The organism is Sphaerospermopsis sp. LEGE 00249, from assembly GCF_014299995.1.
Lineage (GTDB): Bacteria > Cyanobacteriota > Cyanobacteriia > Cyanobacteriales > Nostocaceae > Sphaerospermopsis > Sphaerospermopsis kisseleviana.
In genome coordinates, this window is sequence record NZ_JACJUZ010000016.1 from 48,193 (window position 1) to 74,904 (window position 26,712).

Genomic DNA, 26,712 nt, shown 5'->3' on the forward strand with positions numbered 1-26,712 from the left:
CACACAAAAATCCTCTAAACTTTCTTCATTACCTGAAAAGCTGAAATATAAGAAATATTAATCCTTCCTCCATAAAGCTGATCAATCTTTTGTTTTAACCCCGTAAATAAACCATCTCTGATTCCAACTTCTAATTTTAAATAAGGTGAAAGCGTACCTAACAATAATAAATAATCATCAACATGATAAGTTACTTCACAGATTACATGACCAGAAACTAAGTTTGTGAATTTTCCTGAATCAATGGCTTTTTCTCCAAAGGATTTAACTATTTTTTCTTGATCTGTTACATCTTCATATCTGGCTGAGTATGGAGCATAAATTTTATAAATTTCATGCAAATTTTGGTATACTTCATAATCAGGTTGGGGTGTCATGTTCCACAACAAAATTAAAGCCCCATCATCTCTTAAAGCAGCAGCGGCTTTTTCATAAGCTGTTTCTGGGTTCATCCAATGAAAAGAAGTCGCTGCTAAAACAGCATGAAATTTTCCTGGTGTTAATTTCCATTCTTCAAATGTCGTCTGTTGAATTTCTACATTGGGATATGCTGCACAGTTTTTTCTGGCAAATTTACAAGCTGCTTGACTGGGATCTAAACAAACCATTGAAAATCCTAATTTCGCAAAAGATACAGTTGCATTTCCAGGACCACATCCTAGTTCCAAAATTTTCCTTTTAGGGGTAAGTTTAGCTATTTTTATAGCTCGGTTAATTATTTCTTTGGGATAACGTGGTCTTACCTTGTCATAAGCTGCTGCTACAGGAGAATACCAGTTTTTTCTCAGTTCTAAGTCTTGGGGATATAAATTTTTGACTTGTGCTAATTCTTTCATGATCTATGTTATAATAATGGCTATTTGAAAAATTAATTAGTCGTGCTAAGTATAGTGCGATTATTTTAAGAGCAATTACACAAATTAAAAATAAATATATTCTATATTCATTATTCATTCAAAAAATGCTGCCTCCCGCAACTACTCTCACTTAGGCTGAACTGAAAACGGCTATTGTTCAAACCAATGACTCGAAAACTCTAATTCATTCTGTATTCTGTATTCTGAATCATTGCCCAAAATCCCAAATCCCAAATCTAAAATCTAAAATCTAAAATCTAAAATCTAAAATCTAAAATCCCATGACATCGACATTACCTCAACCTGAAAACAGTAATACACCCAACTGGGAAGAAGAACTAGATAGCGCCATTTTCACCTTTAAAGATATTCAAGCAGAACTTAACTATACACAAGCAAAAACAGCACTGAGAAATTTAGTCAATAATCTTGATCTTACCACCCAAGAAAAATCTGGACTAGAAGCGGAAATTTCCGACTTAGAAACCATGCTGGGCAAACTAGAAAGTATGGTAGTGCAAATAGCAGCTTTTGGCATGGTAGGAAGGGGTAAATCTTCCCTACTTAATGCTTTGGTAGGCCAGCAGGTATTTGAAACAGGACCTTTACACGGTGTTACCCGTACAGAACAAAAGGTAAATTGGAGTATCAGTGAAGAAGCTATTGGTACATTAAAAGCCACCTTTCCCTCAACTGGACAATCTCAGGTAGAATTAGTTGACACACCGGGTTTAGATGAAGTAGATGGAGAAACCCGCGCTGCGTTAGCTCAACAGGTAGCAAAACAAGCCGATTTAATTCTGTTTGTGATTTCTGGTGATCTGACCAAAATTGAACAGATGGCGCTTTCTCAGTTGCGAGAAGTGGGTAAACCGATGATTTTGGTGTTTAACAAAGTAGATCAATATCCAGAAACAGACCGGATCGCTATTTACGAAAAAATCCGCGATGATAGAGTACGAGAGTTGCTATCACCTGATGAAATAGTCATGTCTGCGGCTTCACCTTTAGTTAAAACTGCCGTAGTTCGTGCTGATGGTAGTAGAGGTATACAGTTACGTCAAGGTCAAGCACAAGTAGATCAACTAAAACTCAAGATTTTAGAGATTTTGCAACGGGAAGGTAAAGCGTTAGTTGCGCTCAACACCATGCTTTATGCTGACACAGTAAATGAGCAAGTTATCCAGCGAAAATTAGAAATTCGGGAACAGAACGCTAATGATTTAATTTGGAAAGCGGTGATGACTAAAGCATTAGCGATCGCCCTTAATCCCGTGACTGTAGTTGATATCCTCAGCAGTATCGTTATTGATATTTCTTTGATTTTAGGTTTATCTAAACTCTATGGCATCCAAATGACAGAAAAGGGAGCGGTACAACTACTGCAAAAAATCGCCCTGAGTATGGGCGGAATAGGCGCTAGTGAACTACTAGCAAATTTAGGTTTAAGTGGTTTAAAAACCTTACTGGGTATCTCTACATCAGCCACAGCGGGAGTTGCCCTTGGACCTTATTTATCCGTAGCTGTAACTCAAGCAGGTGTAGCGGGAGTATCATCCTATGGTATTGGCCAAGTCACCAAAGCGTATTTAGCCAATGGCGCAACCTGGGGACCCGAAGGACCAAAAGCAGTAGTCAGTAAAATTTTATCCAGCTTGGATGAAACATCAATTTTAAACCGCATTAAAGATGAGTTATTGATAAAAATTAGAAGAAAGTGAAAGTTTTCAGGACTCAGGAGTCGTAGGGGCGAAGCATTCGGGCGACTAATTACAGCACTTTCTGGTGTTATGAGGTACACCACGGGCGGGCAAGATGCCCACCCCACAAGAGTTTTATTATTAAAATTTGTACCTCATAGCAATGGAATCTGCTGTATCAATTGTATGAAAAGGTTATTTTCCGAATGCTAATGCTTCCAGCACGCTTCGCGAACGCCCGTACAAGAGTCAGGAGGAAAGACAAATAACCCAATTACCAATTACCCATTACCAATTACCCATTACCCATTACCAATTACCAATTACCCATTACCAATTACCAATTACCAATTACCAATTACCAATTACCAATTACCAATTACCAATTACCAATTACCAATTACCAATTACCAATTACCAATTACCAATTACCAATTACCTAATTATGATGAAATTTATAGGTATTGATTTAGGCTGGCAATCTCAACCAAGTGGTTTATGTTGTTTAGAATTAAAAGATGAAAAACTGCAACTTTTGGATTTAGATCGCCAGGAAGCCATTGCAGATATATTAACTTGGATTGATCAGATCATCAAACCAGAAGAACCAGCCATAATTGCTGTAGATGCACCCACATTAATACCAAATTCTACAGGTAGTCGCTTACCAGATAAACTCAGTCATAAATACTTTGGTAAATATCATGCGGGATGCTACCCAGCAAATCAAAACCTAGCTTTTGCAGAACGCACAATTAACTTTGGTTTAGAATTAGAATCACGGGGATTTATGCACGCGCCTAAAATTGAACCTCAAAAATTAGGGAGATATCAAATAGAAGTATTTCCCCATCCAGCAATAGTTAATTTATTTAGATTAGAAAAAATCTTAAAATATAAAAAAGGAAAAATCCACGAACGCCGATTAGAACTGCTCAAGTTATATAATTACATTCTTGAGATTCTTCCTGTTATTTCTCCTCCTTTATCTTCTCCATGTATCTGTAGTTCCTTTCCTTCAGAAATACCCAACACAGGAAAACAACTCAAAGAAACCGAAGATAAATTAGATAGTTTAATTTGTGCTTATGTTAGTGCTTATTGGTGGTTTTGGGGAACAGAAAAAAACCTAGTCTTAGGAGATGAAAGTACAGGTTATATAGTTGTACCTGAGAGAATTTGTAGTCAGGAGTCAGGAGTCAGGAGTCAGGAGTCAGGAGTCAGGAGATCAAGGAGTCAGGAGATCAAGGAGTCAGGAGTCAGGAGGAAGAATTAGAATTAGCTATTGTTTATCTAGGGAGAAAAGTGGTCAGTATTCCACAACTCAAGAAATATTAATATTGCCGATTCTTCCCCATATGCACAACTTAGCAGTTGTTGAATTAGCTGATAATATGCCTGTAGACGCTGTTCATTCATATATTAAAGCTGGGTTAGGGTAGCATTTAGATGATGCTTCAATAGCATTTTCCCCCATTTCGGATCATTTTATGCTGTAAATCCTCAAATCCTGGAAATCCTGATTCAGACAATCACATCCTGTAAATCCTCAAATCCTGGAAATCCTGATTCTAACAATAACATCCTGGAAATCCTTAAATCCTAAACATCCTGATGCTGACAAAAAATCACAAAAGACCAAAAAAAAGATAAAATCTATAAAGTAGAAACTGTTTACGGTTATATAAACCTAACAGGAGAAAAAAGAATGACATCAACACCCTATGAAACTGACTATAACCAATGGATACAAGAAACATTACAAAAACTGCGAGAACGAAATTTTAATGATATAGATTGGGAAAATTTAATAGAAGAGATAGAAAGCATGGGTAAAAATGATAAACGTGCATTGATTAGTCTTTTAACCCGGCTTTTAGAACATCTTTTAAAATTAGCCTATTGGGAATCGGAAAAACCAAGATCAGGTAATCACTGGGCTGCGGAAATTGTTAACTTTCGTTCCCAAATTCAAACAAGATTAGAAGATAGCCCCAGCCTCAAACCTCAACTTATTACTATGTATGCAAAAGCCTATCCTGTCGCTATAAAATCTGTCTCTAAACTATTTACACTTCCCCCAGAAGCAGAAATTACTCTCTCCCAAGCTTTAGATGAAGATTGGTTTCCCAAGCAATAAAACTAATAAATGGCGATGTTAGATATTTGTAGATCCCCCCAACCTCACAGGGGTGGGTTTTTAATATTATCTGTTAACGCAGGATCTGGAAGACACGGAGGGAAAGTAGACAAGGAAGATTTGATACGCACAATTTTCATGTCTTTAAACCACAGTAAGGGCGAAGCATTCGGATGATAGTCTTAGGTAAAAACCGATAATTAGGGTTTGCTGAATAAACCTAAAACCTTGATATATTAAAGGTTAGAGGCTGATAAACACAGAAATTAGTGCAAGGGTTTTGAAGGGTATACCGGAAAAAGTGTGCATTTTTTGGGATTTCAAGAGATGGCAAAGAAATTTTCAAATCTCCTCCTGACTCCTGACTCCTGACTCCTGACTCCTGACTCCTGACTCCTATGCCCTCACGGAAAGACTTTCTCAGCAACCCCTAATTAATTGTCCGAATGCTGATGCTTCCAGCACGCTTCGCGAACGCCCCTACATTGTTTGTTGACGCGAAACCTAAATTAAAATGTGGTTTATTTACCTGAAAATAGCTGTAAATCCTGGATATCCTGATTCAGACAAAATTAGGTGACAGGTGACAGTAAGAAAGGAATAGGCAATAGGGAGAAAAATTTGAGATTTTAGATTTTAGACTTTAGAAAAATAATCCAAAATCCAAAATCCAAAATCCAAAATCCAAAATTACCCTATTCCGCCCAAGCGATTAACCTGGGTTCATAAGCATTTGAAAGGTATTGGTTTTGTGGTAACACCCGCAAAGACAAACCTTGCAAACCAGAAGAGGTATAAGTGATATCAGCAATATAGACACTTAAACCTTGGTCATCTTGTCCTTGGTAATCCATAACTACAGGAACAGCATTGACAATATTGCCGTTAGCGTCAATAGCACCTTGGTATAATTCTACCTGCACATCTTCATTTGTTAAAGTTGCTAAATCAACCTTAGCTTTTACAGCCACAGTTTGATTAACTTCAATTTCTGAAGCTGCTCCGACATCAATATCTTTGATTTTGATGTTAAACCAATGTTCACCAAGTTTTGCTTTCCAAGCTGCTAATTCTTTCGCTGGGGCATAATTATTAGCCGTGAGGGTATGATAGCGATCGCTGGCAGGAAAATAAGCTCTTAATGCATATTCTCGCACCATCCGCGCTGTATTAAAGAACGGACAATTTAACCGAATAGCATCTTTCATTTTTGCTACCCAAGCACGGGGTAAACCATCCCCATCACGGTGATCATAGAATAAGGGTACAACTTCTTTTTCTAACAACTCATAAAGAGCATTAGCTTCTATTTCATCTTGATAGTTGGGATCTTCGTAATTTTCCCCATGTCCGATCGCCCAACCAGTACGTACATAATCAGCTTCATCCCACCAACCATCAAGTACACTTAAATTAGGTAGTCCGTTCATTGCTGCTTTCATGCCGCTAGTACCAGAAGCTTCACGGGGGCGACGTGGTGTATTTAACCACACATCACAACCAGCTACCATCAACCGAGCAATGTGAATATCGTAGTTTGGAACAAACACCACTTGTTTTTCCAGATGGTTTTCGCGGATAAAGTGATTGATATCGCGGATCAGTTCTTTCCCCGGAATATCTTTAGGATGTGCTTTACCAGCAATGACAAACTGTACCTTGCGGTGTTTATGTCCTGATAAAATCTTCTTGATCCTTTCTAAATCACGCATCCAGAGCGTAGCGCGTTTATAGGTAGCAAAACGACGAGCAAAACCAATGGTTAAGACATTGGGATCAAGGACTTCTTGAGCTTGGGCAATATCAGAAGCTGAAGCACCGCGATCGCGTAAATGCTTAACCAAATGATCCCGCACATACAAAATCATATCCAGGCGGCAGCGTTCATGATTACGCCATAACTCCTCATCTGGGATCGCGTCCATCCGTTCCCATAACTGATTATCTGGTGGTACTGATGACCAGTTTGGACCAAGATAGCGATCGTACAACTCCTGAGTTGATTTAGCCACACAACTGCGAGCGTGAACACCATTAGTAATAGCAGTGATTGGCACTTCATCAACGGGGACTTTCTTCCATAAACCTTGGAACATTTGCCGAGATACCACACCGTGCAACTGTGCCACACCATTGGAAAATGTCGCCATTTTCAAAGCTAACACCGCCATACTAAAAGGCGCGGATAAATCACCAGTATTTTCCCGTCCCAAACCTAAAAACTGTTCTTTGGGCAAACCAAAGATATCTGCATAATATCCCAGATAATACAAAACTTTATCGGGAGCAAACAAATCAATACCAGCGGGTACAGGGGTATGGGTAGTAAAGATATTACTGGAAGCTACCACTTGTCTAGCTTGAGAATAACTCAAACCGTCTTCCTGGATTAACATCCGAATGCGTTCTAAAGCTGAGAAAGCCGCATGACCTTCATTCTTATGGTAAGCTGTCACCTTGTAACCCAAGGCTTTTAACATCCGCACACCACCGATCCCCAGCATCATTTCCTGGTGGATACGCATATCAATGTCACCACCATATAACTGATCGGTGATGTCATGATCATAAGCTTTGTTAGGTTCAATATTGGTATCCAGCATATACAGGGGAACTGTTCCCACCTGCACACGCCATACCCTAGCGTATACCTTGCGTCCTGGATAATCTACCTCAATCCTTAGCTCTGAGCCATCGGGATTGCGTTCTAAGTGCAAAGGCATATTATAAAAATCGTTGATGGGGTAGCGTTCTTGTTGCCAACCATCAGCATTCAGATATTGGGCAAAATAACCTTGTTGGTAGAGTAAACCCACACCAACCAAAGGTAATCCCAAATCACTAGCAGATTTGAGGTGATCTCCCGCCAAAACACCCAAACCGCCAGAATAGATCGGCAAACAATCTACCAGTCCAAACTCAGCGGAAAAGTAAGCGTAACATTCCTTTTGGGTTGATCCGCGTTGTTTGTTATACCAAGTGCGCTCTTGTAAATAATCTTCTAGTTGTCGAGCAGCACGATCCATTTGTGCTAGGAAACCTTCATCTTCGACAACTTCCAATAATCGCCCTTGACTGATAGTACCTAGCATCAAAACTGGGTTATGTCGGCTTGATTCCCACAAATCTGGGTCTAATCGACGAAATAAGTCTTTGCTCTCAACATTCCAATCAAAATGTAGATTGTATGCTAGTTTTCGCAGTGGTTCTAGTCGCTGCGGTAGTGAAGGAGAAACGTTAAATGTGCGAATTGGCTGCATAGTATGGCAAAAGTTCTAATTCTGTTATGGTTATTGTTTACTGTTATTGTTTACTGTTTTTACTGGGTGTTGCCAATTCTTTATACTATGTTTGTGAATTTCTGATGACTTTGTTAAGCATTAAGAATTATTGTCTTATACTTTGCTAGAGTTTACACCAAACAACGTTCTTGGTCTATAGGTTTCCATTCCTGAATTTCCTATTGGCATCAAATTCAGTTTCTCATTGTTACTTGTATAGCATCAGGCAAGAGGCAACAGGCAAACGGCAGTAGTGAAACCCTGAATATTATTAGGTTTCAATGATCAATCACCGATTTTGGCAACAAAAATTATAGTTATCATTAAATTTACTAACACTTTAGCCCAAAAATACTAACCACCACATCAACCAACCGGATAATTTTTAATTATTTCTTAATATTTTTAGCAGTTTAGCAGTAAAGTAATCTACCACAAAAATTTGTAAAAAAAATTTGTAATTTGTGTAATTTATGGTTTATTTGCACATAAATCCCTAAAATTTGTCTAATTCAACAGAGAATAAACAAATTTTCTCCACCAAATTCTTCCCAAGAGTGAACAACTGCGACTACACCCAGCTTTGTAAAATGAATATTTTATTAATATTTTATTAATATTTTATTAATATTTATTAATATTTTATTAATATTCTGCTCAGGAAAAAATGAATCAGGTGATCATTGATATACTTATGTACCGATAGAAGGCTGATCTTGGGGATTATGTGGCATAGTTAAGGCTATTGCAGCCGCAAAAGCCATTTCAGCAGCTATTTTATAAGCCAGTTTGATGTTTGGAGAAGCATTCTTATCTTTGGAAGCTATGTCAGAGTAATTTTTTTTACGAAGTGACTCTTGGTTAACTGCACCCGCCACAATAGAACGTTGTAAAATAATTAACGCATCTAGGTCTTCTGAGTCATAATTTGTTTGCAGAAGTTTATGGATCTGATGTTTTGCTGTAGCACTCAAATAGCCAGTAGTTAAAGCTTGCTGCACAATTTCTTTAATTGTAATCATGATTTAACCGTAGGTGTTACTTAAAAGGGATATTCTACTCTGTAAGTGGATTTTTGTCCTGTGCATGGTGCAAAAAAGTGATTTAGGGAAGGTAACAGGGAAAAGAAAACGGGTAAGAAGCAATCAAGGTGTACCTTGCGATCGCCAAAATCAAATAAAAGTCCTATATCAGCAGTCAGCCTTGGAGAAATCCTAGTTGATGATCAATTAATAGTAGTGAGTAAGACTACAGAAAGCCAGCTATCAAACATAAAATCTGAGTCATAAAATACTATTTATAGCAGTATAAAAATGTGCAATATCACAATTTTTACAGATACAAATCATAGAGAATAAACGGATTTTTTGTTTAAAGTTGTTCATTAAAAATAAATTATGTTATTGTGAAGATCAATTGTCATTCAAAATCGCTAATGTTATTGAAAGCGTGATTTCCCTAGCCTATAAGTCCTTTGTGTGCAGCATGATTAGAGCATCATACTCTACAAATTTATTACCAGAAAGCCGTCACAGCAATCGGGGAAGTGCTTACTTGTTTGCACCGATGGTCAACTTCAATATCATGGCAGACGTGGGAGATACTCCACCATAAACTTTTATAAAAAAATACTAATTTATTGTCTTTATTGTCAAAATTCAGGATTCAGAAAAATTTTACAATTCAGAATTAAAAGATTCAAGATTTTGTCAAACATTTCCAGCATCATCCTTGAAGTCCTGTGTATTCTGTATGCTGTATTCTGTATTCTGTATTCTGTATCCTGAATCATTACAATAATTGCTCATTCAAAAAAAGTAAGTATTCAGCTATCAGCAATCAGCAGTCAGCTAAAACTGCTTTTCAGACTAATTTTACAGAATTTTTAGAGCAGACTGATACCAAAATCAATTGCTAATTCTTCGCTAAAAATGCTCATAAATTCCAGATCATAACTGATTACTGATTACTGATTACTAAATACTCGGAATAAAAATTACATTGTCTGTTAAGCAACAAGACAATATTTTCCTGTCACACAAAACTTATGTGAGATATTTGTAGCCATGATTAACCAACTATATTCTGACAAATTACAGCGACTACCAGAACTTTTATTAACCACCTTATTAGGTGATATTCCGGCAATTTTTTGGGGACCACAACTGAGAAGATTAGTATATCGCCGTCTTTTTGCAGCTATGGGTGATGGCGTGTATATTCAGCATGGTGTAGAATTTCTCTCTACCACCTCTATTGAAATTGGTAATGGAGTACACATCTTTAAAAATGTGCGTTTAGATGCCAAAGGACACCCAAACAATAAAATTTATTTAGGAAATGGAGTAGCAATTGAGCGTAACGTAGATATAGGCTGTTTGGAAAATACTTGTATACACATAGAGGAAGATACATTCATTGGACAAAATGTCTGTATTGCTGGACCTGGAAATATTAGGATTGGTAAGCAATGTATGATCGCATCTCAATCTGGTATATATGCAAATAATCACAATTTTACAGATACATTATTGCCAATGCAAAAACAGGGCGTTACCCGTCAGGGAATTGTGATTGAGGATGATTGTTGGCTAGGACATGGAGTTACTGTATTAGATGGTGTAACTATTGGCAAAGGTAGCGTAATTGGTGCAGGAGCAGTGGTAACTAAAGATATTCCTCCCTATTCCGTCGCTGTTGGTATACCTGCAAAAGTGATTAAAAGCCGGACAGCTAAAGAAATGGTGCAGTATTCTTAATTAGGGTTTGCTGAGAAAGTCTTTTCATGAGGGAATAGGAGTCAGGAGTCAGTAGGGGCAAACCCCCCGTGGTTGCCCCAGGACTCAGGAGGAGGTTTGAAAATTTCTTTGCTATCTCTCGAAATCCCAAAAAATGCACACTTTTTCAGGTATACCCTACTGAGCGCGGTCGAAGTGTCGAACCACTGCCTCCTGAACTCCTGCCCTCCAAAAAAGAACCAAATGTGAGTAAGATAGAGATTGCTGAAAAGTTTTTTGTCTTACCCCTGGGAGATAATTCTATGGTGACTTTAAAAATCGCTGTTTATATTGTTGTTGCCTTCTTCGTAGGAATTTTTGTGTTTGGATTTTTGTCAAATGACCCTGCTCGCAACCCTGGCCGTCGGGATTTAGAATAGGAAGACAACAAATCATCTGTTATTAACTGCAACTGCTGGAAGGTGGAAGACACTCAATGCCTAAACACTGGCACAAATCTGGAAAATGATACTGTGTCGTCCTTTTGGCGGCTTGCTACAAGTCAGCAGAAGGCAAAAGTCGGAAGGCCAAGTGTAAATCATCCTTCCGGCTAAATATTTGGTTTTTCATATCTGGCTTGTTGTTAGCTCGATTTTCCACAAGATATGCTTCATCCAGTTTTGCCACCTGACTCACCTCCTGTTCAAGAATACATCCAACCTGGCCATCTTCTCGCTTCTGCTTCTGTGGTAGAAGAGCAAACTGGGACGCAGCAACTTGCGACTTCAGGAAATATCGAGACTGCTAATGGTCTGGTGACTCCCACACAAACTAATCAAGATAATGCAGTAATTAGCAGAAGCTTATCCTCAAATCCTGTTCCAGAAACTGTACCGCCAAAATTTTCCCCTCTGACTGTTTCTAGAAGTGCGGGGCTTTTGGGAAAATCTTTGACAGTTGGTACTTCCCAAGTGGGAAATGCGAATGCTGACAAGACACCGGGGGCTACATTTCCACAAATTTCTCGTGAAGTTACCAATACAAACAATATATGGTTGGCTGAGTCACCAGTTATGATCAAAACTTCAGCCCCAGTAAAACACCCAGTAAAACACCCAGTAAAACATAAAAGCCAACATCAAAATCCTGTAAATATATACAAATCAGGGGAGAAGATTAATATTTCTGCCTCTACAAAGACGGGAGAAAATACGTCCAGTTCTCTCCTAGTACAAAATATTATTGAGTTTAAGCCACGTAATTCAAATAACCAACCATCAACTTCTACTACTGTAGAATTTCCCCCGCCAAATCAACCTGCTGGGAATACGCCACAAGTAAGACAACGAGTTATAGAAGTAATTGCAGACCGCCAAGAGTATGATGAGCAAAGACGAATAGTTACGGCAGCAGGTAATGTGGTGGTTAGGTTTGATGGGGCAGTGGTAGATGCCGATCGCCTACAAGTAAATTTGGATAATTCAATTGCTGTGGGGGAAGGTAATGTTGCTTTAACTAGGGGTAATCAGGTATTACGGGGAGAACGCTTTACTTATAATTTTGTTCAGGATAGCGGGAATCTGGAAAATGGTAGCGGCGAAATTTACATCCCCACAACTCAAACTGATTTTGCTTTTTCTCCCTCCCCAACTACAGATATTACCGCAGGTGGTGTACCTAGTCGTCCACCTAGTGACCGGATTCGTGCTAATCAACCTGTTACTGGTGTCAGCAGTCCCGGTGGTATTGATGTGAATTTTGCAGGTCAAGCGGATGCCAGAAATATTCCCGTAGCCAAGTCAGGTGGTATGGTCAAAAGGTTGCGTTTTGAAGCTCAACGCATTGATTTTTATCCCCGTGGTTGGCAAGCTGAGGATGTGCGGATTACCAATGATCCTTTTTCACCCCCAGAATTAGAGTTACGAGCTTCTAAAGTGACTTTGACGCGAGAATCACCTTTGGTAGATCGGGTAACTACTCAGCGTCAACGTTTAGTTTTTGACCAGAATTTTGTCTTACCTATCCCCATTGATAACCAAAAAATTGACCGTCGAGAAAGGGATATTAATCCTTTTATTGTTTCTCCTGGTTATGATAATGGTAAACGGGGCGGTTTGTATGTAGAACGGAATTTCTTAGCGATTAATAATGATCAAACTCGTTGGTTGATTACACCTCAATTGTTTGTACAGAAAGCTATTCAAGATAATAGTAATATTCCTGGTTTGTTGGGTGTGAAAACTAAGCTAAATACTGTGTTAAATGCAAAAACTAAGGTGGAAGGAGTAGGAGAATTAACAAGTCTGGATGTGAATAAATTAGAGGATAATTTGCAGGGGAGTTTACGGTTACGTCAGAGTTGGGGTGAGGTAAATCCTCATATATTGAATTTAGAATATAGCTACCGCGATCGCCTTTACAATGGTACTCTCGGTTTCCAAACTGTGCAGAGTAGTTTGGGTGGTGTAATCACTTCTCCGATTATTCCTCTGGGAAAAAGTGGGATTAATCTTAGCTATCAAGGAGGCGCTCAGTATATTAATTCTAATACAGATCGTGCCGATTTACTAGAGCCACAGCGGAAAAATAACCGTGTTTCTTTAGGTCGCTTACAAGGTAGTGTATCTCTAAATACTGGTTTTTTCTTATGGCAGGGAAAACCATTACCAGCTACTGCTAAGGAAGGATTAAAATATACATCTAATCCTGTAGTACCTTACTTGCAGGCGATCGCAGGTGTGACGGGTACAACAAGCTATTATACCAGTGGCGATAATCAAAGTACCTTAATTGGTACTGTGGGTTTAGTTGGCCAGATAGGTCATTTTTCTCGCCCATTTTTTGATTATACTGCCTTTAATGTGAGTTATTCCCAAGGTTTCAACAGTGGTTTATCACCATTTTTGTTTGATCGTTCTGTTGATAACAAAGTGTTGAGTGCGGGTATTTCACAGCAAATTTATGGACCGTTTCGTTTAGGCTTTCAAACATCAATCAACCTAGATACAGGTAAAGAAAGTAGTACAGATTATATTCTGGAATATAACCGCCGCACCTATGGCATCACCTTGCGTTATAATCCAGTTTTAGAATTAGGTGGTTTTAGTATTCGTATTAGTGATTTTAACTGGAAAGGTGGTACTGATCCATTTTCTTCAGATGAAGTGAAACCTGTGGTGGGTGGAGTGCGACAAGATAATTAGGCTGTTAATCTGATTGATAATGATATTAAATCAAATCAACCACCAAGTGCAGGATTCCAATTTTTTGGGCTTGTGAAAATTGATGGTAAAACAGAAGTTTTAATGCTACACTAAAAAACCACGCTCGCAGGGGGGTATATGACCTCTACCACAAATCTTCCCACATCTGGAATTAGTCTTCCAGATCATACTCAATTACCAGAGTCTGATGGTACATTTGTGAAAAATTTTCAGGAACATCCTCAAAGCATTCTATTAACAGAATCTATTAAACCAGTATTGCAGAAAATCCATCCTGACGGACAATATTGTATAGGTCAAGATAGCGGCATTTACTGGCGTATGACCGATCCTCCAGAACGGGGTGCAGAAGCACCAGATTGGTTTTATGTGCCTAATGTACCTCCTAGTTTGAATGGTCAAATGCGCCGTTCTTATGTCCTGTGGCAAGAGTATATTTCACCATTAATTGTTCTAGAATTTGTTTCTGGGAATGGCGATGAAGAACGGGATCAAACACCGTGGAAAGGAAAATTTTGGATTTATGAACAGGTGATACATCCAGCTTTTTATGGTATTTATGAAGTGAATAAAGCCAGTGTGGAAGTTTATCATTTAATTGAAAATAAATACCAATTATTACCAGCAAATGAACGGGGACATTATCCTATTCCAGCTTTAGGAGTTGAGTTAGGAATTTGGCAAGGTGAATATCAAAATGTAGATTTACCTTGGTTACGTTGGTGGGATGTAGATGGTAATTTGTTGTTAAGTGGAGAAGAACGAGCTGAACAGGAATATCAAAGAGCGGAACAGGAACGCCTAAAAAATGAGCGTTTAATTGCCCAATTGCGTACTTTAGGTGTTGAACCGGAAGTTTAATAAAATTCAGATCCCCAATTGTTTAATTATGTTTAATAAGTCGGGGATCTAATTTTTTGCAATCCAAAATCTAAAATCTAAAATCCAAAATTGCCTTACCTTGGTTTTCCCAAAGTAGTTATATATAAAACTGCTTCATCAGCGGGAATACCCAAAACATCATTTACCTGATCATCAAAGAAACCACCGATACCACTAACTCCTAAATTCAAGCGAATCGCTGCTAGATTAAGCCTTTGTCCTAAATGACCGGCATCGAGATGTAAATAACGGTAAACGCGATCGCCATATTGTCCTATAGCTGTTTTTAAATCAGCAGTATGAAATATTACCGCTGCTGCATCTCGTCCTAATTCCTGTCCTAAACAAAGAAAATGCAACTCACGACGAAAATTCTTAAAGCGAATTTGTCTTAATTCTTGGGCTTTTGGTGCATAATAATAACAGCCAGATTCTAGTCCCTTAACACCAGAAACAGCAATAAATGTTTCAATTAAATTCAGGTCGAAATAATCAGGAGCAGTATCTAAATTTTGATCCAGATAATTTTGTGGTTGATAGGTAAAATCGAGTAAAGCTTTCAGTTCATCAAAAGTTAATTTTTCACCACTATAAGAGCGAGTAGAACGACGTTTATAGATAGTATTTTCTAAATCTACAAAATTTTTACCCCAGTCAATTGATGTGGTGACAGTAGAAAGTTTGTCACAAAAAGGAAAATTATATTTATCATCTAAAGTTTTTTCTGGTTTGGTGGTGGCTACATTTTTTTTACTGTTTTCATCAGATTTAATTTGGGTGTGAACATGAAAATATTTTAAGAGTTGTCCATCAGGAATGGAAGGATAATTAGTTTCTGTTAATGAAGGTAAGGCGGTTTTTCCTAAAGGCAAATTTTGTTTAATATCTAATAAATCTGCCAATGCCATCACTACAGTTGCACCTTCTTGTTCTGGATCAATATAAAGTAGATCATTGATAGCTTCATCTGCAAAACCACCAATTAAATGAGGACGATAATCAGTAATTGATCCTGCCAATTCAATGTTACCTAAAAGATGTCCAGTATCGAGAAAAATGCGGCGATAAGCTCGATCTTCATAACGCCATGCAGAACGATAAAAAACCGCAGTAGTAATAATAGCAAGTTGGGTATTTTCTAAACTAGGATGCCAAAAACAAGCTGCTTGTAAAGCTGTCCAAACATCATTTTCCCAAAATTGTTTTAAAGAATGAGTACGACATTGATAGTTATAAAGTCCAGCGGGTAATAAAGGTGTACCACGGGAAACTAAATATACTTCAGCCGGGTATAAACCTCCTGCACTGGGAGCAGAGCGAAAATAAACTGCACTACCCATAGAAGGCATTTTCGCAGTCAGTCCATAACTGTGAAATAGCAGTTGCGAAAGTCTCCGCCACCATCTAGCATCAGGATTATGGTTAAAAGCCTCTGGTGCTTCTTGCAAATAGGGTTTAAGGTCAAAATCAGCGCCAATTTTGTATTCTTTAAATGGTACTGGTTGTTTAGCCCAGTCTAACTCCTGATTTTTCCCGGCTAATGTCTCCGGGTCGTATTTAGTACGCTCGTGGTAATGTTGGGCAATTGATTGGTATATTTCTGGCATAGTATTTTTAATTTAAGATCCTCGGAAAATTCTATTTTTTGATTGGGGACTGGTGACTGGTGACTGGTGACTGGTGACTGGTGACTGGGGACTGGGGACTGGTGACTGGGGACTGGTGACTGGTGACTGGTGACTGGGGACTGGGGACTGGTGACTGGTGACTGGTGACTGGTGACTGGTGACTGGTGACTGGGAAAGAAAACTTTAGATTTTAGATTTTAGATTTTAGATTTTAGATTTTAGATTTTAGATTTTAGATTTTAGATTTTATATTGGAATTGACAAAAACAATCCAAAATCCAAAATCCAAAATCTCAAATAAGTAACTCCTAACTCTTGCTGTATTTATTATGAATTACCAAATGATGCCTACACGCAAAACACTATCAAAATCTGACGTTGATATCTCTTACTTGGAATGGAATAAAGGTCAAAACCCATTGCTGTTATTACATGGTATGGCTGATAATGCTTGGGTTTGGTCGAGTTTAGGAGATTATTTAGCGGCTGATTACCATATAATTGCCCCAGATATGCGTGGTCATGGTGAGAGTAGTAAACCAGAGAAAGATTATAGTTTTGAAAGTGCGATCGCTGACCTAGAAGCATTAATGGAACAACTGGGATGGAATGCTGCTCATGTTGTCAGTCATTCTTGGACAGGTAAACTAGCTGCTATTTGGGCGCGACAAAACCCAAAACGCTTAAAAAGTATCACTTTGGTAGATCCAATTTTCATCTGGAAAATGCCCAGTTTACTAAAATTAACTTTTCCTTTGTTGTATAAAGTTCTACCATTCTTAAAAACTATGGGACCATTTACCAGTTACGAAGAAGCGGAACAACAAATCAAACAACTAAGTCAATTTCAAGACTGGAGTGCTGTACAGCAACAAGTTTTTCAAGCGGGAATAGAACAAAAACCCAATGGAACTTGGGGTAGTAAATTTACAATTTCTGCCCGTGATGGTATTTTTGATGCAGTCTTAGAAGTACCAGGTTTTATTACTCCTGTTGATACACCTGCCCTCTTTATTCAACCAGAAAAAGGAGTAAACCGCCAAGATTGGCAAATTAAACCCTACAAAACCAACCTGAAAAACCTCACCTTTAAAAAATTACCTGGAAATCATTGGCCATTTCTAACCAAACCAGCAGAATTTAATCAAACAGTAGCCGAATTTTTAGCAAGACAAAAATGAAGGAGTCAGGAGTCTGGATTCAGAATAATTTTAGATTTTAGATTTTAGATTGGAGTTGACAGAAACAATCACCAATCACCAATCACCAATCACCAATCACCAATCATGAGTCTCTGTATAAATCCTATTTGTCCTCAACCTAACCACCCAAATAATGATGAAAACCGCTTTTGTCAAAGTTGTGGTTCTCAATTAGAATTATTAGGACGTTATCGAGTTTTACGTTTACTAAGTGATAAAACTGGGTTTAGTAAAGTTTATGAAGCTTACCAACAAGACACACCAAAAATTCTCAAAATCCTCAAAGAAGAATTAGCTAACGATAGCAAAGCGGTTTCTTTATTTCAACAAGAAGTAGAAGTTTTAGGACAATTAAAACATCCTGGTATTCCCCAAGCAGAAGAATATTTTACCTATCAAACCAGAGCAGGTTTAACTCTGCATTGTATGGTAATGGAAAAAATCGAAGGACCGAATTTAGAACAATGGTTAAAACAACAACAAAACCGCCCCATTTCTGAAAGTCAAGCAATAGCTTGGTTAAAACAACTAGCCGAAATTTTATTATTAGTACATAACCAACAATATTTACATAGAGATATTAAACCATCTAATATAATGATTCGTCCAGATGGACAATTAGTATTAATTGATTTTGGCACAGCCAGAGAAATTACAAAAACCTATATTGCTAATAATGGCAGCATGACATCTATTTCTTCTTCTGGTTATAGTCCCAGAGAACAAATGAATGGTCAAGCATTGCCCCAATCAGATTTTTTTGCATTAGGACGCACCTTTGTATTTTTATTAACAGGATGTCAACCTGCTCAATTATATGATGCTCATTTAGATATTTTAAACTGGCGACATTTAGCAAATCATGTTTCCCCATACCTATTAAATTTTATTGATTGGTTAATGGCAAATGAACTTAATAAACGTCCTGAAAATGCCAGAAAAATCCTAGATAAATTAACAGAATTAGAAAATATTAATACAGGAAGTAACGTAGCCACAGTCAATATAGTGGGTGGTTTAAAAACAGAAATAGTCACACCAACAACCACAACCAAAAATACAATTAAACCTCCCGAAAAACAACCCGAAAAATTACCCTTATTAGCCTTATTTACCGCCTTAATATGTTCCTTATTATTATTATGGACAGTAGCACTGGCAAACAGAAATAATAAATTTACCGTTGTTCCTGCTGACTATGGACAAGCACCAGTTAAAAGAGGACAAGTTGATTATTTTCCTTATGAAGAAGGGAAAGACAGTCAAGGGAAAGTAGCAGAATTTAACATAGCGGTTTTATCAGTAGAATATAAATGGCAACTAGGCAGCACTTTTCAAATTAAACATAACGATGAAATTATTAACCTTGAGGCTTTAAAAACTCGGTTAGAAGCAGAAGGAATACAGAGAATAATGGAAAATCCCAGTGAAATTATTTCTGTAGGTACAGCTTCCTGTGAAGGTGATGTGAACACAGAACAAAGTAGAGCGTTAGAACGTTCAAAGCAAATTCAATTATTAGCGAAACAATTATTTAGTAATACATCAAGTGTTCAAGGTTATAGACTATTAAACTTAGGACAATTTCAGAGAAAAGACTGTCAAGCAAATCAAGATTCTACAGCCTATCAACGCAGTATCATTATTATTGGAGTCAAAAAACAAGACGAGGGAGTAATATTAGATGAAGCACTCAGAGATAGATTAGAGAAAAAACCCTTTGCGGATTTTAAACTAGAAGATTATTCACTAGGTGCAGCAGATAAATTTAAAACTGTTTCTAGTAATTTATAATCTTTCTTACTCTGCGTTCTCCGCACCTCTGCGGTAAATAAATCTGATAAAACTTATGGTCAAAAAAGCAGATATTAGCACCAAAAAACTTATTAGCTAACTTTCAATTTTCAATTTTCAATTTTCAATTTTCAATTTTTCATGCTCCCATTCCCGAATAACGCTTTAAACCTGCACGCCATAACAAGCGATTTGCACCTAAAAAGATCATAAACCAAGCTATAATTGATAAAAATCCTCTGGTTAAATCTACAGGTAAACCTACTAAAATACTAGCAGGGAAATTAATTAAATAAGGAAATGGTGTCATCATGGCAATATTTCGCACTGCTTCGGGAAAAACTTCTAAAGGTGCAATCATCCCTGATAAAAACAGAAAAAATAAAAGCCAAAAGTTTTCTAAAGCTGTAGCTCTTTCTGTCCAAAATGCTAACATTGCTAAGGTGTACTGAATTAAAAATCTTAACGCAAAAGCCAGCAATGCAGCTAAGATAAATAACAATAAGTTAGGTAAAGTCGGTATCCAAAAAGCTTGGGGATATAAGATAAAAAAGAATCCTATTAATAGAAATACAAAAGGAAGTCGAGCAAATCTTTCAGAAATATGGCCAGCGAGATGATGAAATACTGGATCTATGGGTTGTAATAAGCGAGGTGAAAGTTTACCTTCTACTACTTCTTTTTCAAATTCATAAATTACCCAAACAACTGTAAGTTGTCTAGCTAGAAATACTGCAAAGAAATAACGTGCAAAATCTAATGAATTTAAACTAAAATTTCCTCCTGCGGCGGCTTTTATCCAGACTCCCATGAGAATAATTGGTAAAGAACCAGATAATACCCATAATATGAGTTCTGAGCGATATTCTACCATATAGGCATAATATACAGTGAGCAAGGTTTGGATTTTTTTTAACGGTTTTTTCATAGATATTTTACTCAAATTTTCTTATTAACTATTCCTGATTAAACTGTCACCTGTCAGCTATTAAACAAAACCTGCTTGAAAAACTCTACCAATTACTTCTTCTATTGGTGGTTCTGTGACTGTTAAATCAATAATGTCTAAATCAGCTAAAATTTGTGAAACGGTGCGAGTCAGTGCTTCTCTTTCAACTATAAATTTAACTTTTCTCCCTTCTAAAAGTTGAATATCACCATAAGAAGTTAATTTTTCCGCTGGTAATGGTTGGGATAATTCTACATCAATTTCTCGATAGGGTGCGAATTTTTCTAAGAGTCTATCTAAGCTACCATCATACATTAATTTTCCTTGGTGAATTAATAGCACTCGTTGACACAAAGCGGTAATATCTGCCATGTAGTGGCTTGTTAATAATACTGTTGCTTGATAAAGTTGATTGTATTCTCGTAAAAAGTCACGCACTCCTACTTGAGCATTTACATCTAGTCCTAAAGTTGGTTCGTCTAAAAATAAAACTTGGGGACGATGTAAAAGTGCGGCTAATAGTTCTGCTTTCATTCTTTCACCTAATGAAAGTTTTCTGACGGGTTGATTTAGTTTACCTCCTAGTGATAACATTTCTGTTAATTCACCAACTCGTCGATGAAATTCTTTATCAGAAATATTGTAAACTGCGGCGTTAATTTTTAAGGAATCTATTGCTGGTAAGTCCCACAGTAATTGCTGTTTTTGTCCCATGACTAGGGTGATTTTTTGTAGGAATGCTTCTTGACGACGAAAGGGAGTTAAACCAGCAACTTGAACTTGGCCACTAGAAGGATGAATTAAACCGGTCAGCATTTTTAAAGTTGTGGTTTTACCAGCACCGTTAGGTCCTAAAAAACCGACTGCTTCCCCTGGTTCGATGGTAAAGGTAACATCTTGAACCGCGTTAATATTACGATATTTACGGCGAAAAAAGTGGTTAATTGTCCCAATAATTCCTGGCTCTTTAATGGCGACTGGATAGGATTTACAAAGTTTTTCTGCTATAATTATTGACATAAAAAATTATTTCCTTGTATTTTATATATTGTATTATTTCGGCTTTTTGGTTGCTGTATACTACTAATATAGCGTTTCCCAGTCTAATAGACATCTCCAGAAAAGAAATTATGGAACTTATTTATGGGGGCAGGGCGAAGCATTTGGGATAAGCTGTTGTGCATTTAATTTGTATAAGTGGAACAGGCATCTTGCCTGTTACACAAGAGTTCAGAATATTAGGATTATACAATTTAGCTGTGTAACAGCTTAACCAATTCTTTGAAATTTAACCCGGAAAATGCACGCTTTTAGGAGTATACCCCTGAAAAATCCTGCACTGATTTCCTGATTTTCCACCTGAAACCCTTGATTTATTAAGGTTTTGAGTTTATTCAGCAAGCCCTAGATAAATTACTTTAAACGGCCTGAACGTAAAATACTAATAATTAACCATAAACCTAATAAACTAGCAGCAGCAAATAACAAGCTGCTCAGAAAATATAATTGAGAAGTTTGAGCTTTACTAGAAATAATTGCTGCTCCCATTATTAGAGAACCTACTAAAATACTAAAAGAAAGACGGTTGGCTGCATCATCCATTGTTCGGCGCACACCGTCTAATCCTCTTAATGATAAATTCCATTGTAGAGTTTCTGATGTTACTCTGTCTAATAATAGTTCAATTTGCCGGGGAGATTGTAAAGAGAGACTTTTAATATCTAAAGCAGTCCGTAAAAGAGAACGAACCGGACTATCTCCTAATAACTGACGACGAAACAAGTCAGTGATTAATGGTTGAATTTCATCAAATAAATTAACTTCTGGGTTAAAGGTACGCGCTACCCCTTCTAAATTTGCTAAAGTTTTGGCATATAAACCCATATTACTGGGTAAGCGAATTTTATTATTACGAGCAACCTGTAAAATTTCATAAATTATTTGACTAAAATTGATCTCAGTTAAACTGACATTATAATACTTTCGCAACATTCGATCATAATCATTTTCTAAGCGAGATAAAATCACAGGTTGAGCAGAATCAGAAAGTTGTAAAGTTAACTGAGCACACCTTTGAGCATCCAAATCAACAATTGCTAATAACATTTCTGTTAGAATTTGTTGAGTGCGGGGATCAAGTCTACCCACCATGCCACAATCTAAAAGAGCAACACGCCCATCCGTCAGATAAAATAAATTGCCAGGATGGGGATCAGCATGAAAAAAGCCATCAATATATAATTGTTGAAAAAATACTCTAAATAATAAAGTAGTAATTCCTTTCCGTTTAACAATAGAATCTTGAGCATTTTCGGGATTTAAATCTGCTGTTAAAAGCGGAACACCATCCAACCATTCCATCACTAATAATTTTTCTGTAGTCAAATGCCAATAAATTTCTGCAACTACAATTTGCGTGGGATCATACCAACGACCTTGGGATAAATTGCGCCGCAGTTGGTCTGTATAACCGGCTTCTCTTGTAAAATCTAATTCAGCTTCTAAAGCTTTAGTAAATTCCTCAGCAATAGATTTGATGTCATAAATTTGTCCAAAATCAGTTCTCGCCACCAAATCCGCAATACCTTGAATTAAGGATATATCTTGGGCAATGGTGACATCAATACCTGGTCTTTGAACTTTCAAAGCAACTTCTCGTCCATCAGAGAGAGTAGCGCGATGGGTTTGGGCAATTGATCCCGCTGCTACTGGTATATGATTAATTGTTTGAAAAGTTTCTTCCAGTGGGCGCTTTAGCTGTTTGCGGATCACAACTTCAACTTCACCCCAAGGAACTGCGGGTACTTCATCTTGCAGGGTTGATAGTTCTTCAATATAAGCAGCACTTAATAAATCTGGACGGGTAGAAAGAAGCTGACCGAGTTTGACATAAACCGGACCCAAATCCACCAAAACATTTTTTAATACCGCAGGTGTAGGTAGTTGAGGTTCATCGGTTTTACCACCAGTCAACAACCGTCGCATATAGTCCCAACCATTGCGAAGGACTACTTCAATAATTTTCCGTTGTCGAGGCACAGTTTGGGTTAAAAACATTTTGGTGATTGGTGATTGGTGATTGGTGATTGGTGATTGGTGATTGGTAATTGGTGATTGGTAATTGGTGATTGGTAATTGGTGATTGGTAATTGGTGATTGGTGATTGGTAATTGGTGATTGGTAATTGGTGATTGGTAATTGGTGATTATAAAACATAAAATTGATTAACCAGTCCCCAGCGATGCACTGAGCTTGTCGAAGTGTCACCAGTCCCCAGTCACCAGTCCCCAGTCCCCAGTCACCAGTCAAGGGTCCCTAGTCCCCAATCCCCAGTCAAGGGTCCCCAATCCCCAATCACCAGTTATAATTAAAAACAATGATTGTGAGTATCTACCAACAGTTTTAACTTTTAGAGCAAGTCAGTAAATCGGGGATCACTTTGCAGGGTTTTGAGGATCTGTTTAATTTCTTGAGTGCGTTCCTTGTTTACTATTAGGGTAACATTGCGATCGCGCACAATCACCACATCCTCCAACCCAATCGTCACTACCACATCATCTGGATTAGAAGCATAAACAATAGCGCCTTGGGTGTCTAGCCCTACATGGGTAGCTAATTCCACATTAGGATTATCCTCTGTTTTCAGTAGGCGTTCAATGGCATTCCAGTCACCCAGATCATCCCAACCAAATTCCACTGGCAAAACATAAGCTAGACTTGTCTTTTCCATCAGGGCATAATCTATACTTTTTTTAGGCAACTGAGGGTAAACATCGGGTCCTTGTTGTTCTAAAGGTTGGATAATTTCTGGGGCATGGGTATGGAGTTCTTTGAGAACCACCCCAGCCCGAAACACGAACATACCGCTATTCCAGCTAAACCGACCCGTTGCTAAAAAATTCTCAGCCGTTTCCCGGTTGGGCTTTTCAGTAAAGCGGTGAACGTGATAAGCTGGCAACTCATTAAAGCTACCAATCTTTTCACCTTGTTCAATGTAGCCGTAACCCGTGGACGGGAAAGTAGGCTTGATCCCCAAAGTGACAATCGCTGCTGTGCTAGTCGCTAACTGGGTAGCAGCACTCAAGGTATTTGCGAACACCTTTTGATCAGCAATCCAGTGATCAGCGGGGAAAAAGCCAATAACAGCGTCTTCTCCGTAACGCTTGTTAATTTCCAAACTAGTCCAAGCAACGGCGGCGGCTGTATCCCTACCCTCTGATTCAATCAGCAAATTTTGCTCTGGCAGATCGGGTAGTTGTTGTCGTACTCCTTCAGCTATTTGGCTAGAAGTAATCACCCACAGGTGATCCCAACCACCTGCGAGTGTTAGTAGTCGATCAGCGGTGGCTTGTAGTAAGCTTTTAGAACTGCCATCGAGACTTAAAAATTGCTTAGGTCTGTCCCGGCGACTAAGAGGCCAAAAACGCTCACCTTTACCACCCGCCAAAATAACAGGGATCAATGAATGACTCATGTTGTTATATACACTTACTGCTTAACAATATTAAGTGTACATTCATTCAATTTGGGATAATCTTCACTGATCAATCTGAGTATTGGGGAATTTTGGATTTATAACTTAGTGGAAAATGCGAGAGTGATGACAAGAACAAAATCTAAAAATCAACAATCTAAAATCTAAAATCTGCACAGATAGCTCTAACTCTAGCTACAAGAATTTGTAGCTTGCATTAACATACCTTTAGGGAGTGGTTGAGTGGGGAGACAATTGTGATAAAACAAGTTCAATGGTCAAAAAATCAAGTTATACCTCAACAAACAACAGGTTTAGATCAAGAGGCACAACCGCAACAATTTCAAAGGGTAGAAAATCAGGTCATACCTACCCCAGTAACAGGATCAGGGACAGAGGTTCAACCAAAACAGCCAGTAACACAGTCAATAAATAATCCACGTCAAGTCGTTGAGTCAGTAGGTGCTATCCCTAATGAACTCTACGATCGCTTAGGGTTAACAATGCCCCGCTGGCTATTGTGGATATTAACTTTTGTTATTGGTATTATTTTATCAGGTTTATTGGTGTCAACTTTGGCCTTATGGACTCCCCTCTGGAGTAATTTAGAGCAAGCCAAAGATGATGATTTTGGATCTACTACCAGTAAAGATCAGGTAAAAGTACCTGGGGATTTATGGAATAAACTTTCTCAGTACCAACTATCAAAACCCATGAATATTTTAGTCATGGGCATTGAACCAGTGAAGGGTACTGTTGACGGTTCTCCAGAAAGTTTTGCTGGTAGCAGCGATACGATGTTATTAATTCGGTTAAATCCTAGTGATAAATCTATTCGTGTGCTTTCCATTCCCAGAGGGACAATGATCGCCCTCCCAGATGAGGGATTAACCAAGGTTTCAGAAGCAAATGCTAAAGGTGGTCCAGTATTAGCTGCACGGGTAGTTAGTCGGACTTTAAGCAATGCTCCCATAGATCGCTATATTCGCATTTCTACTAGCGGTTTGCGGCAATTAGTTGATCAGTTGGGTGGGGTAGATGTATTTGTACCCCAAGGGATGAATTATCAAGACAATGCTGGTGGTTTGTCGATGAATTTGGTTAGCGGTTGGCAAACTCTTAACGGTGAACAAGCAGAACTTTTTGCTCGTTTTCGGGAATCAAATATCGGGGATCTGCCAAGAGTGCAACGACAACAAGCACTAATAACTGCTTTAGTTCAACGTTTAAATAGTCCCACCGTTTTACCCAGGTTGCCTCAAATTACTCGCATTATGCGGAAGTATTTTGACACTAACCTGAAAATGGAAGAAATGATGGCTTTGGCTAATTTTTCTGTGAATGTAGAACGGGATAATTTTCAAATGGCCATGCTACCTGGTACGTTTAGTAAGTTTAGTAAAGACCCAGATAGTTACTGGTTGAATTTGACTGGACAACAAAGCTTATTGAATGATTATGTTGGGGTGGATATACCTGGTTTAAAATCAGATTCCCGTCCAGTTTCTCGCCTCAAAATTGCTATTCAAAATGCTTCCAATCAACCTCAATTAACAGAACAAGTTATTAGCTATCTCAAATCCAAAGGTTTTGCTAATATTTACACAATTCCCGATTGGCCTGATACTTTGCGGCAAACTCAGATCATTTCCCAAAAAGGAAATCCACACCCAGGGGCGGAACTACAAGAAATTCTAGGCTTAGGTCAAGTTGAAGTTTCTGCAAAGGGTGATTTAGGTGCTGATTTGACAATTCGCATTGGTAAAGATTGGAAATAGTGACTGGGGACTGGGGACTGGTGATTGGGGACTGGGGAAGAGGTGATTTTCTCGTTCCCATACAGAGTATGGGAATGAATTTTGAC

At 38.1% G+C, this 26,712-nt stretch carries 20 protein-coding genes; 12 read left to right on the top strand and 8 right to left on the bottom strand.

Features of this window, described 5'->3' with window-relative positions:
• Nucleotides 1-14: 14 nt before the first annotated feature.
• Entirely contained in the window at nucleotides 15-836 is an 822-nt protein-coding gene (locus H5968_RS08095; protein WP_187039526.1) for a class I SAM-dependent methyltransferase, read from the bottom strand.
• A 302-nt stretch (nucleotides 837-1,138) separates the two neighbouring features.
• Here H5968_RS08095 and H5968_RS08100 point away from each other — a divergent pair, with 302 nt between their 5' ends.
• The 3 genes from H5968_RS08100 to H5968_RS08110 all read left to right on the top strand — a co-directional run bounded on the left by H5968_RS08100 (nucleotide 1,139) and on the right by H5968_RS08110 (nucleotide 4,697).
• On the top strand, nucleotides 1,139-2,578 hold the full coding sequence (locus tag H5968_RS08100) for a GTP-binding protein (protein WP_187039527.1): 1,440 nt from the start codon (nucleotides 1,139-1,141) through the stop codon (nucleotides 2,576-2,578).
• Between the two features lie 427 nt (nucleotides 2,579-3,005).
• Complete coding sequence (locus tag H5968_RS08105; protein WP_187039544.1) at nucleotides 3,006-3,833, top strand: DUF429 domain-containing protein; 828 nt, start codon at nucleotides 3,006-3,008, stop codon at nucleotides 3,831-3,833.
• 432 nt (nucleotides 3,834-4,265) lie between these two features.
• Nucleotides 4,266-4,697, top strand: a complete 432-nt coding sequence (locus H5968_RS08110) for a DUF29 domain-containing protein (protein WP_187039528.1) — start codon at nucleotides 4,266-4,268, stop codon at nucleotides 4,695-4,697.
• A gap of 695 nt (nucleotides 4,698-5,392) precedes the next feature.
• Here the strand turns inward: H5968_RS08110 and glgP are convergent.
• Both glgP and H5968_RS08120 read right to left on the bottom strand, forming a co-directional pair.
• Entirely contained in the window at nucleotides 5,393-7,957 is a 2,565-nt protein-coding gene (glgP, locus tag H5968_RS08115) for an alpha-glucan family phosphorylase (RefSeq protein WP_187039529.1), read from the bottom strand.
• A gap of 713 nt (nucleotides 7,958-8,670) precedes the next feature.
• On the bottom strand, nucleotides 8,671-9,000 hold the full coding sequence (locus H5968_RS08120; protein WP_187039530.1) for a hypothetical protein: 330 nt from the start codon (nucleotides 8,998-9,000) through the stop codon (nucleotides 8,671-8,673).
• A gap of 463 nt (nucleotides 9,001-9,463) precedes the next feature.
• Between H5968_RS08120 and H5968_RS25575 the strand changes: the two genes are divergently transcribed.
• The 5 genes from H5968_RS25575 to H5968_RS08140 all read left to right on the top strand — a co-directional run bounded on the left by H5968_RS25575 (nucleotide 9,464) and on the right by H5968_RS08140 (nucleotide 14,780).
• Complete coding sequence (locus H5968_RS25575) at nucleotides 9,464-9,592, top strand: hypothetical protein (protein WP_255427075.1); 129 nt, start codon at nucleotides 9,464-9,466, stop codon at nucleotides 9,590-9,592.
• Between the two features lie 452 nt (nucleotides 9,593-10,044).
• Entirely contained in the window at nucleotides 10,045-10,737 is a 693-nt protein-coding gene (locus H5968_RS25950) for a DapH/DapD/GlmU-related protein (RefSeq protein ID WP_187039531.1), read from the top strand.
• Nucleotides 10,738-11,018: 281 nt separating this feature from the next.
• On the top strand, nucleotides 11,019-11,135 hold the full coding sequence (locus tag H5968_RS08130) for a photosystem II reaction center protein I (RefSeq protein WP_013190888.1): 117 nt from the start codon (nucleotides 11,019-11,021) through the stop codon (nucleotides 11,133-11,135).
• Between the two features lie 225 nt (nucleotides 11,136-11,360).
• The gene (locus tag H5968_RS08135) at nucleotides 11,361-13,898 is read left to right on the top strand and encodes a DUF3769 domain-containing protein (RefSeq protein ID WP_187039532.1); all 2,538 of its coding nucleotides are present in this window, start codon (nucleotides 11,361-11,363) and stop codon (nucleotides 13,896-13,898) included.
• Between the two features lie 138 nt (nucleotides 13,899-14,036).
• Nucleotides 14,037-14,780: a Uma2 family endonuclease gene (locus H5968_RS08140; protein WP_187039533.1), complete on the top strand. Its 744-nt coding sequence runs from the start codon at nucleotides 14,037-14,039 to the stop codon at nucleotides 14,778-14,780.
• A gap of 95 nt (nucleotides 14,781-14,875) precedes the next feature.
• Here the strand turns inward: H5968_RS08140 and H5968_RS08145 are convergent, their stop codons facing one another.
• The gene (locus H5968_RS08145) at nucleotides 14,876-16,408 is read right to left on the bottom strand and encodes a SagB/ThcOx family dehydrogenase (protein WP_187039534.1); all 1,533 of its coding nucleotides are present in this window, start codon (nucleotides 16,406-16,408) and stop codon (nucleotides 14,876-14,878) included.
• Between the two features lie 365 nt (nucleotides 16,409-16,773).
• On the opposite strand from H5968_RS08145, the gene H5968_RS08150 reads away from it, so the two are divergent.
• Both H5968_RS08150 and H5968_RS08155 read left to right on the top strand, forming a co-directional pair.
• Nucleotides 16,774-17,610: an alpha/beta fold hydrolase gene (locus H5968_RS08150; protein WP_187039545.1), complete on the top strand. Its 837-nt coding sequence runs from the start codon at nucleotides 16,774-16,776 to the stop codon at nucleotides 17,608-17,610.
• A 105-nt stretch (nucleotides 17,611-17,715) separates the two neighbouring features.
• Nucleotides 17,716-19,425 (top strand): serine/threonine-protein kinase, encoded by a 1,710-nt coding sequence (locus H5968_RS08155; RefSeq protein WP_187039535.1) that lies wholly within the window; start codon nucleotides 17,716-17,718, stop codon nucleotides 19,423-19,425.
• Between the two features lie 139 nt (nucleotides 19,426-19,564).
• On the opposite strand, the gene H5968_RS08160 is transcribed toward H5968_RS08155, so the two are convergent.
• The 3 genes from H5968_RS08160 to H5968_RS08170 all read right to left on the bottom strand — a co-directional run bounded on the left by H5968_RS08160 (nucleotide 19,565) and on the right by H5968_RS08170 (nucleotide 23,431).
• Nucleotides 19,565-20,353, bottom strand: a complete 789-nt coding sequence (locus tag H5968_RS08160) for an ABC-2 family transporter protein (protein ID WP_187039536.1) — start codon at nucleotides 20,351-20,353, stop codon at nucleotides 19,565-19,567.
• 60 nt (nucleotides 20,354-20,413) lie between these two features.
• A complete protein-coding gene (locus tag H5968_RS08165) occupies nucleotides 20,414-21,394 on the bottom strand; it encodes an ATP-binding cassette domain-containing protein (RefSeq protein WP_187039537.1) in 981 nt (326 codons plus the stop codon).
• Between the two features lie 393 nt (nucleotides 21,395-21,787).
• On the bottom strand, nucleotides 21,788-23,431 hold the full coding sequence (locus H5968_RS08170) for an AarF/ABC1/UbiB kinase family protein (protein WP_187039546.1): 1,644 nt from the start codon (nucleotides 23,429-23,431) through the stop codon (nucleotides 21,788-21,790).
• A 195-nt stretch (nucleotides 23,432-23,626) separates the two neighbouring features.
• Between H5968_RS08170 and H5968_RS25095 the strand changes: the two genes are divergently transcribed.
• Entirely contained in the window at nucleotides 23,627-23,800 is a 174-nt protein-coding gene (locus tag H5968_RS25095; protein ID WP_222620608.1) for a hypothetical protein, read from the top strand.
• On the opposite strand, the gene H5968_RS08175 is transcribed toward H5968_RS25095, so the two are convergent.
• Nucleotides 23,784-24,848: a mannose-1-phosphate guanylyltransferase gene (locus H5968_RS08175; RefSeq protein WP_187039538.1), complete on the bottom strand. Its 1,065-nt coding sequence runs from the start codon at nucleotides 24,846-24,848 to the stop codon at nucleotides 23,784-23,786. The two genes, H5968_RS25095 and H5968_RS08175, sit on opposite strands and share 17 nt — an antisense overlap.
• Nucleotides 24,849-25,105: 257 nt before the next feature.
• On the opposite strand from H5968_RS08175, the gene H5968_RS08180 reads away from it, so the two are divergent.
• Nucleotides 25,106-26,626 (top strand): LCP family protein, encoded by a 1,521-nt coding sequence (locus H5968_RS08180; RefSeq protein ID WP_187039539.1) that lies wholly within the window; start codon nucleotides 25,106-25,108, stop codon nucleotides 26,624-26,626.
• Nucleotides 26,627-26,712 lie beyond the last annotated feature (86 nt).